The organism is Phyllobacterium sp., from assembly GCF_037994425.1.
In the GTDB taxonomy this organism is placed as follows: domain Bacteria; phylum Pseudomonadota; class Alphaproteobacteria; order Rhizobiales; family Rhizobiaceae; genus Phyllobacterium.
Genome location: NZ_JBBNAM010000042.1, coordinates 1 through 7,211 on the forward strand (window position 1 = coordinate 1; position 7,211 = coordinate 7,211).

Genomic DNA, 7,211 nt, shown 5'->3' on the forward strand with positions numbered 1-7,211 from the left:
CACCGAGACTGGCACCGCCAGCGACATCGCCTTGACCAGCCCAGATTGCGAAGCATGGCGGCGCCGCGAGGACAACGTCCCGTGCTCGCGGTAAGCCACGGCGCATTTCAAGCATGCATAAAGGGCATGAACTCATCAGCAATTGGCAACAACTTTGTCATAGTTGTTCGCGGCCGCCCCATTCGCGGTACTTGACTCCATGGGATCGCCCGGCGCATTTCTTATTTGTCTGACGTCTTACAGAAGTGTGGGAGCACGGCTTGGCGTTCAACGAGGAGGAAGAGAGTGAGAACCGTTCTGAAATTTCTAACGATGGGCGCCGTCGCCGTTGCGATGTCGACATCGGCGCATGCCGGCGCAACGCTGGACCGCGTGATGAGCAAGAAGGCGATGGTGGTTGCCACCAACAGCAGCTGGCCTCCGCAGAGCTACCTTGACGACAACAATGAGATGGTCGGTTTCGACATCGACATGGCCAAGGAAATCGGCAAGCGCCTTGGGGTCGAGGTTTCCTTTCAGACGCCCGACTGGGCGACCTTGACAGGTGGGCGCTGGCAGGGGCGCTACGACGTCGGCGTCGGATCCGTGACGCCGACAAAAGCGCGTGCCCAGGTGATCGATTTCGCATCCGTCTACTACTACAGTCCCTATGTTTATGTCGTGCACAAGGACAGCAAGGCCAAATCCGTGGCCGATTTGAACGGCAAGGTCATTGGCGTTGAAACGGCAACCACGTCGGAAGATTTCATTCGCAGACAGCTCGAAATCGATGCGCCGGGACTGCCGCCCGTCGAATACAAGCTCGAACCGGGGGAAGTTCGCACATTTGCCGACTCCATGCTGCCCTTTGATGATCTGCGCCTCGGCGATGGTGTTCGCCTCGACGCCGTCATTGCTCCGGAGCAGACAGCGCAGAACGCCATCAAGAATGGCTATCCCGTGCGCATTCTCGACGATGGGTACGCCTTCCGCGAGCCACTCGTTGTCATAGCCGAAAAGGGCGACCAGGAATGGACCGCCAAGGTTGGCGAAGTGATTGCCTCGATGAAGGCTGATGGCACGCTGGCGAAGCTGACCACCAAGTGGTACGGCAAGGACTATAGCGCCAACTGATCGCTTGGCGTTCGCGGCGGCGCACTTTGCGCTGCCGCCTTCGGATCTCTTTTGTGCTTGCCCGATTTGAGAGAGACAATGAGCTACATCGATACGTTCTACCGCCGCACGCTTGCTGACGACCGGACGTTCGCGTCCCTTTCCGGCACTGTCGAATGCGACACCTGTATCATTGGCGGCGGCCTTGCCGGCATGACGGTGGCATTGCAGCTGGCGCGGGCCGGGCAGTCAGTCGTCTTACTAGAAGCCAGGCGTGTTGGCTGGGGGGCATCGGGTCGCAATGGCGGTTTTGTCAGCCCCGGCTACGCCAACGGCGCAGAGGCGATCGAACGCGCGGCGGGCGCGGCGAACGCCAGGGCGTTGCATGCACTCTCCATCGAGGGGATGACATTCGTCCGCAGCACCATTGAGGAGCTCAAGATCAGCACTGCCGCCCCCGTCCACGGGATCATGAGCGTGTTGCGCTATCCGGACAGCGAGGTCCTCAAGGCGCGCGCGGCCTACCTTGCGCGCGAATTTGATTATTCCGTCGACTATATGGGCCGCGATGAGGTCCGCAGTGTCCTCCATTCCAAACGCTATTTCGAGGCACTGCGCGATCCGAATGCATTCCACATTCACCCCCTCAACTACCTGCGCGCCGTTGCCTTTGAAGTGGAGCGGCTTGGCGGCAGGATTTTTGAGACAAGTGCCGCAACAGCGAATGATTTTTCAAAGGCCGAAAAGCTGGTGCGCACCGCAGCCGGTTTGGTCAAGGCAAGAACCATCGTTGTGACCACGGGTGGTTATACGACCGGTCTCATTCCGGAACTCAAGCGAAGCTACCTGCCGATTGCAACCTATGTCATGCTGTCGGAAGAAGCCCCTGAACTTATTCGCGAGGCCATCACAACGACGGACGCCATCGGTGACAACCGACGGGCAGGGGACTACTACCGCGTTGTCGACGGGGGAAAGCGCCTTTTGTGGGGAGGGCGCATTACCACCAGGGCAGCTTCCTCGGCTGTGCTCGCCAACGAATTGCGTCGCGAGATGACGGGCACCTACCCGCAACTGAAAAAGCTGAAGACCGAGACGTCGTGGTCGGGATTGATGTCCTACGCCAGGCACCTGATGCCGCAGATCGGTCAGTTTCAAGCCAATGTCTGGTACTGCACCGCATTCGGCGGGCACGGGCTGAACACGACGGCTATCGGCGGCAAACTGATCGCCGAGGCCGTTCTCGATCAGTCGGAACGCTATAAACTATTCAAACCCTTCGGGCTTGTATGGGCTGGCGGGCTGGCCGGCCTTTCCGCCGCGCAACTCACCTACTGGAAGCTTCAAGCTCAGGATTGGTGGCGCGAACGGTCCTCCATTTGACCCGGGATTTCAGGATCTTGCCATGATCGCAACCCTCATTTTGTCTTATCCGAAAATGGTCAACCGGATCGTCGTCGTCGTCGGTATCGTCGTCGTCGCCATGCTTCTTTACTTTATGGGCGTCAGCGGCGCCTGGGTCGGTGATGTGTTTCCGGCCCTGCAGGCTGAGGCCTCGCCGCAGATGGCGCGCATCATCACGGCCATCATCATCGCCTTGCTGATTGCCGTGAACTGGAAGTTGCTCGGTATGCTGCCGCGCACTTACCAAATCGGCGCGGTGTGGGCCGAACTATTCGCTCTTCTGCTCCTGTTCTTTTATTCCTTTGATCTGAGTTTCACCTTCATCGCAAAGAAGATCGGGTTTCTCATCACACAGGGCGTGGTGACGACGCTTTATATCTCTGTGGTTTCGATTGCCATCGCCACTGTAATCGCCCTTGTCGGTGCCATCGCCAAGCTGTCGAAGAATGGTGTCATCTACGGTCTGGCAAGTTTCTATACGTCGCTGTTTCGCGGGCTGCCCTTGCTCATGCAGATTTACATCATCTACCTTGGACTCCCCCAGGTGGGTTATGTGATCGGCGCCATCCCGGCCGGTATCCTCGCACTCTCGCTCTGCTATGGCGCTTATATGACCGAGATTTTTCGCGCCGGAATCGAGAGCATTCCCAAAGGTCAGACCGAAGGGGCAACGGCGCTCGGCCTGCGTCCCAACCATACGATGTTCCTGGTGATACTGCCTCAGGCGATGCGTGTGATCATTCCGCCGACGGGCAATCAGTTCATCGCCATGCTCAAGGACTCTTCGCTCGTTTCAGTCGTTGGTGTCTGGGAAATCATGTATCTCGCCCGCACGCTCGGCCAGAAAGAGTTTCGGCACATCGAGATGCTGATTACGGCGTCGATGATCTATTGGCTGCTGTCGATCGGCCTGGAAATCATCCAGGCTCGCATTGAGCAGCATTTCGGCCGCTCCCTTAAACGCTGACCGCAAAGGTAACCGACATGAGCAAGGCCGCGCATCTCGCCACTGGCATCGAAATGGAAGGTGTTCACAAATGGTTCGGCAGCTTTCACGCGCTTGACGACATCAACCTTGCCATCAGGCCACGTGAACGGGTGGTCATCTGTGGTCCATCAGGTTCGGGAAAGTCCACGCTGATCCGCTGCATCAATCGCCTTGAAACGCATGAACAGGGCAGGATCGTCGTCGACGGGATCGAGCTTACACACGATGAACGCAGGATTGACAAGATCCGACGCGAAGTCGGCATGGTCTTCCAACATTTCAACCTCTTCCCGCATTTGACAATTCTTGAAAACCTGATTCTCGCGCCCGTCTGGATACGCAAGATGCCGAAGAAGCACGCCGTCGAAGTGGCGATGCATTTCCTCGAGCGCGTACGCATTTCCGAACAGGCGAGCAAATATCCCGTGCAGCTTTCCGGTGGACAGCAGCAGCGCGTGGCGATTGCCCGCGCGTTGTGCATGCGTCCCAAAGTAATGCTCTTTGATGAGCCCACCTCTGCGCTCGATCCAGAAATGGTCAAGGAAGTGCTCGACACCATGGTATCGCTCGCCGACGATGGCATGACGATGTTGTGCGTAACGCACGAGATGGGTTTCGCCCGGCAAGTTGCGGACAGGGTGATTTTCATGGACCGCGGCCGCGTCCTCGAAGAAGCTAAGCCGGCCGATTTCTTTGACAACCCGAAGAACGAGCGAAGCCGCCTGTTCCTCAGTCAGATTCTGCACTGAACAAGCGCATTTTTAACAACCCGGGCCAAGACTCACTGCGGGCGAGGCGCCTGCCTGGACCCGCCCATATGCGTGCAAGGTGACGGCAGCTGCATCGCCGACCGGCGTTAACGCACGCCAGCAAGGCGTTGCGCTGGCATGATCCCCGCCCTTGCCGAGAGGCGTTTCCTCATGGCCGACAAGGGACGGTTGCTCCAATCTCCTTCAGCCGGCATGGGCACGCTCTCCTTCGTGGTTCCGGAAAGGGAGGGCATGATGCGATGGATCTGGAGTTTGGCGTCTTGGGGCCGGTTAGGGATCAATTCTGCAGGCATATCGATGAAGGTGGGAAATCGCGGTTGACGCTGGGGCGGCCAGTTGCATTAGGATTGCGGCCCCGGTCCCCGATAAGAAGATGTTTTCGGCACCGGCCTCAATACATGCGCCAATCACGCAGTCGTAGCGTTTGGCCATGGCCACGGCGCCCGATTGAATGCGCAAATATCTCGTCTCATCGAAATTCAGCATGGATGCTACCGCCTCACTCATCACAAAGGTGTAAGACAACTGACATCGTCGCCATTGGGCTGCACAGCTCTCTGTCGGGAAAATAGCCCTTGATTACAGGGTTTCTTTAGTAAGTTTTCGGCTTTAGCTCCATTGGGCCCGCGACTTGACGTTGGTGCAATTGTCAGACAAGGATCCCTGAGGCAAGATTGAGTGTTAGCGAGGTCCAATTGGAAGAGCCCCTGCGTGATGCGCGCACCCTGGTCAACCGGCTGAGGGAAAGGATTGCCGGGCTCATTCAGAACGAGAAGCTGGCGCCAGGCGACAAGCTGCCGACGGAAGCGCAGCTGACTGCCAGGTTCAAGGTCTCCCGACCGGCGCTGCGCGAGGCACTGAAATTGTTGGAACAGGATGGCCAGATCTATGTCGAGCATGGAAGAGGACGGTTTGTTTCGGCCATTTCAGCCATCCAGGTCGACAGGCCGATAACGGTCTTCGAAAGCGTCACCGAAATGACGCACCATTACGGCTACAGGCCCACCAACAAGATCCTGTCGATTTCGGAGGAACTGCCGGACAAGACTCTCGTTCAACGCCTGAAGCTTGGCGCGGGTGACCGCGTCATCCGGCTTGAGCGCCTGCGGCTGCAAAATGACGAGCCGATCCTCTACGGCATTGACTATCTTTCCCGCTCCATCATTCCCGAAAAACTCTACGACATCGACTGGACTGGTTCGCTGCTGGAGTTGCTCGACAGATACAGGCAGCGCCCGCGCATGTCCTCAGCGTCCGTCACCGCGGTCATGTTGCCCATTGAGGTCGTCGAGCGTAACGACCTGCGTGATTTTGGACCGGCGTTGCTGATTACGGAGACAGCCTACAACGACGTTGGCATGCCCGTCATCTATGCGCTGGATTATCACCGGGGTAGCCATTTTTCGTTCAGTTTGCTGCGCAAGTAGGAGCAGTCTTGGTGTCGGGCGGATGCTGGTTTAAAACCGGCCTGCAGCGGCTCGCACCTCGATCAGAATGCAAACCATTGCGCCCGCGGCCGTATCATGCACGCGATCCGCGAAAAAAATGTTCGCCGCGAGGCAATTCGCACACACCCCACCTCATTCTTTTCGTCTGCGGTCAAGCACGTGCGTCTGATATAAAAGTTCAACGGCAACGGCCGAGAGAGAGTGTCGTTGTTATTTCCGCCAAGACGTTTGCCAAGCTGATGAAAGGGAATGATCCACGCCGCCTTCAGCATTGATGAGACGCCGCCTGCACTTCAAACCATGATCCTAAACGAGATCGATCGGCTCGACGCTGAAGATACGGCAGACGACCGTGACTGACGGGACAGGCCATCCCCGGGGAGCGTCATCGAATACTCGTACCTTTGGCGCTGGCAGGCCGAGATGGGTCGTGAGCACGGCGAGAAAACCGTCCCGTCCGCCTTATCCTTTCTATTTGGGACGAGCGCCAGGACAGATCGACAGGTCGCCCCGCCTTTACCGTAAGCAGACGCGAAGGGCGCGCCCGCTCCCAGCTCACCCGTGATTGATCATGATGTGGCGCACCGCCGTATAATCCTCCAAGGCATAGACGGACATGTCCTTGCCGTAGCCCGACTGCTTGACGCCGCCATGCGGCATTTCATTGGTCAGCATGAAGTGAGTATTGATCCAGGTACAGCCATATTGAAGACGCGATGCGGCCTGCATGGCTTTGGAGATATCACGCGTCCATACCGATGAGGCGAGGCCATAATCGCTGTCATTGGCCCAGGTGACGGCCTCTTCGTCCTCCTTGAACCTTGTCACGGAAACGACGGGTCCGAAGACCTCCCGGCGCACGATCTCGTCCTCCTGCGTGGCTCCGGCGACAACGGTCGGCTGGAAGAAAAAGCCGTTCGTGCTGCCGGCGCTGCCGCCCGCCGTGATCTCGATATGCTTTTGTTCGCTCGCCCGCTCGACGAAACTTGCGACCCGATCGCGCTGACGACCTGAAATCAGCGGCCCGATCTCGTTGAGGGTATCGTCGGCGTCATTGTAGCGAATTGTCGAAACCGCGGCGGTCAGATCAGCCACGAGCCGCTCATAAATGCTGTCCTTGGCATAGATGCGGCAGGCCGCCGTGCAGTCCTGGCCGGCATTGTAATAGCCAAAGGTGCGGATGCCATTGACGACCGCTTCAAGGTCAGCATCGCCGTAGACAATCACCGGCGCCTTGCCACCAAGCTCAAGATGGGTGCGTTTCACGGTCTTTGCTGCGGCCTGCAAGACCTTCTTGCCGGTGGCGATATCGCCAGTGATCGAGACCATGGCGATCTTCGGGTGGTTGATCAGGGCATTTCCCACCGTTTCCCCGCGGCCGAGAATGATATTCACCACGCCCTCTGGCAATATGGCCGCAAGCAGGCGCGCCATTTTCAAGGCGGTGAGCGGCGTTTGTTCGGACGGCTTGAATACCACCGTATTGCCTCCGGCGAGGGCTGGGGCGAG

Annotated in this window: 6 protein-coding genes; 5 read left to right on the forward strand and 1 reads right to left on the reverse strand. The window is 58.0% G+C overall.

Annotated features, from left to right (window positions below; genetic code table 11):
- The first annotated feature begins 285 nt into the window (after nucleotides 1-285).
- From AAAB35_RS02615 to AAAB35_RS02635, 5 genes are all read left to right on the forward strand, one after another.
- A complete protein-coding gene (locus tag AAAB35_RS02615) occupies nucleotides 286-1,113 on the forward strand; it encodes a transporter substrate-binding domain-containing protein (protein ID WP_340666676.1) in 828 nt (275 codons plus the stop codon).
- Between the two features lie 78 nt (nucleotides 1,114-1,191).
- On the forward strand, nucleotides 1,192-2,475 hold the full coding sequence (locus AAAB35_RS02620) for an FAD-binding oxidoreductase (protein ID WP_340666677.1): 1,284 nt from the start codon (nucleotides 1,192-1,194) through the stop codon (nucleotides 2,473-2,475).
- 22 nt (nucleotides 2,476-2,497) lie between these two features.
- Entirely contained in the window at nucleotides 2,498-3,463 is a 966-nt protein-coding gene (locus AAAB35_RS02625) for an amino acid ABC transporter permease (RefSeq protein WP_340666678.1), read from the forward strand.
- A gap of 17 nt (nucleotides 3,464-3,480) precedes the next feature.
- Complete coding sequence (locus AAAB35_RS02630; protein WP_340666679.1) at nucleotides 3,481-4,233, forward strand: amino acid ABC transporter ATP-binding protein; 753 nt, start codon at nucleotides 3,481-3,483, stop codon at nucleotides 4,231-4,233.
- Nucleotides 4,234-4,949: 716 nt separating this feature from the next.
- Nucleotides 4,950-5,681, forward strand: a complete 732-nt coding sequence (locus AAAB35_RS02635; protein WP_340666680.1) for a GntR family transcriptional regulator — start codon at nucleotides 4,950-4,952, stop codon at nucleotides 5,679-5,681.
- Between the two features lie 576 nt (nucleotides 5,682-6,257).
- On the opposite strand, the gene AAAB35_RS02640 is transcribed toward AAAB35_RS02635, so the two are convergent.
- The coding region (locus AAAB35_RS02640) for an aldehyde dehydrogenase family protein (protein ID WP_340666681.1) at nucleotides 6,258-7,211 on the reverse strand (954 nt) is incomplete at its 5' end.

Coding starts and splice junctions, on each gene's coding strand:
- AAAB35_RS02630 (WP_340666679.1), top strand. CDS start 3,481: ATGAGCAAGGCCGCGCATCTCGCCACTGGCATCGAAATGGAAGGTGTT.
- AAAB35_RS02620 (WP_340666677.1), top strand. CDS start 1,192: ATGAGCTACATCGATACGTTCTACCGCCGCACGCTTGCTGACGACCGG.
- AAAB35_RS02625 (WP_340666678.1), top strand. CDS start 2,498: ATGATCGCAACCCTCATTTTGTCTTATCCGAAAATGGTCAACCGGATC.